Origin of the sequence: Mesorhizobium sp. M7A.F.Ca.CA.004.04.2.1 (assembly GCF_004022825.1) — a bacterium.
Taxonomy (GTDB): domain Bacteria; phylum Pseudomonadota; class Alphaproteobacteria; order Rhizobiales; family Rhizobiaceae; genus Mesorhizobium.
In genome coordinates this window covers 1-863 of the sequence record NZ_RZPH01001537.1, presented here as the reverse complement: position 1 = coordinate 863, position 863 = coordinate 1, and the positions used below count along the sequence as shown (strand labels likewise).

The following is an 863-nucleotide window of genomic DNA, read 5'->3' as shown; positions in this document are numbered from 1 at the left end:
ATGATGTCGGCGGCCTTGGCCACGGCGGCATGGCCGGTGACGGTCTTCAGGCCCTTGGTGACGAGATCGGTGGAGGGTTTCGATCGATGATCGCTGGTGATGACATGATAGCCCGCGTCCAGCAGATGCCCCGCCATCGGCGCGCCCATGATGCCAAGGCCGATGAAACCGATGGTTTCCATTTGTTTTCTCCGTCTTTTGTTAGGTCGCGTTCTGTCACGCCCCCCTCTGTCCTGCCGGACATCTCCCCCACCAGGGGGAGATTGGACATCACCACTGCCTTGGCCAATTGTTGAAGCTGCCAAAGTTGCGAGCCGACGCCGAAGCTGCCGATCTCCCCACCCGTGGGGGAGATGGCCGGCAGGCCAGAGGGGGGCGCGAAGGAACGCGACTTCTATTGCGATCGCCGCTAAGCCGCAGCGCTTCCCTGCCCGCTCAAATCCCGAAACCACCCCAACCCAGCTTCCGTCCCGGCCTTCGGCTTGTATTCCGCCCCGACCCATCCGGCATAACCAATGCGGTCGATATGCTCGTACAGGAAGGGAAAATTGATCTCGCCCGTCCCCGGCTCGTGACGGCCGGGATTGTCCGCAAGCTGGATATGCGCGATGCGGTCAAGGTTTGCCTCGATGGTACGGGCGAGATCCCCCTCCATGATCTGCATGTGATAGATGTCGTATTGCAGGAACAGGTTTTTCGAGCCGACGCGATCGATCAGCGCTAGCGCCTGGTCGGAGTAGTTGAGGAAGAAGCCCGGAATATCGCGCGTGTTGATCGGCTCGATCAGCAGCCTGATGCCGGCCTGCTCCAGCTTTTCCGCCGCGAAGGCGAGGTTTTCGGCAAAGACATCCTCCAGCACCTTG

Annotated in this window: 2 protein-coding genes; both read right to left on the bottom strand. The window is 60.8% G+C overall.

The window, feature by feature from the left end:
* On the bottom strand, window positions 1-182 hold a 182-nt coding region (locus tag EN893_RS35970), incomplete at its 3' end, for an NAD(P)-binding domain-containing protein (RefSeq protein WP_164901489.1).
* Between the two features lie 227 nt (window positions 183-409).
* Window positions 410-863: TIM barrel protein (locus tag EN893_RS35960; protein ID WP_164901488.1), on the bottom strand; the 454-nt coding region annotated here is incomplete at its 5' end.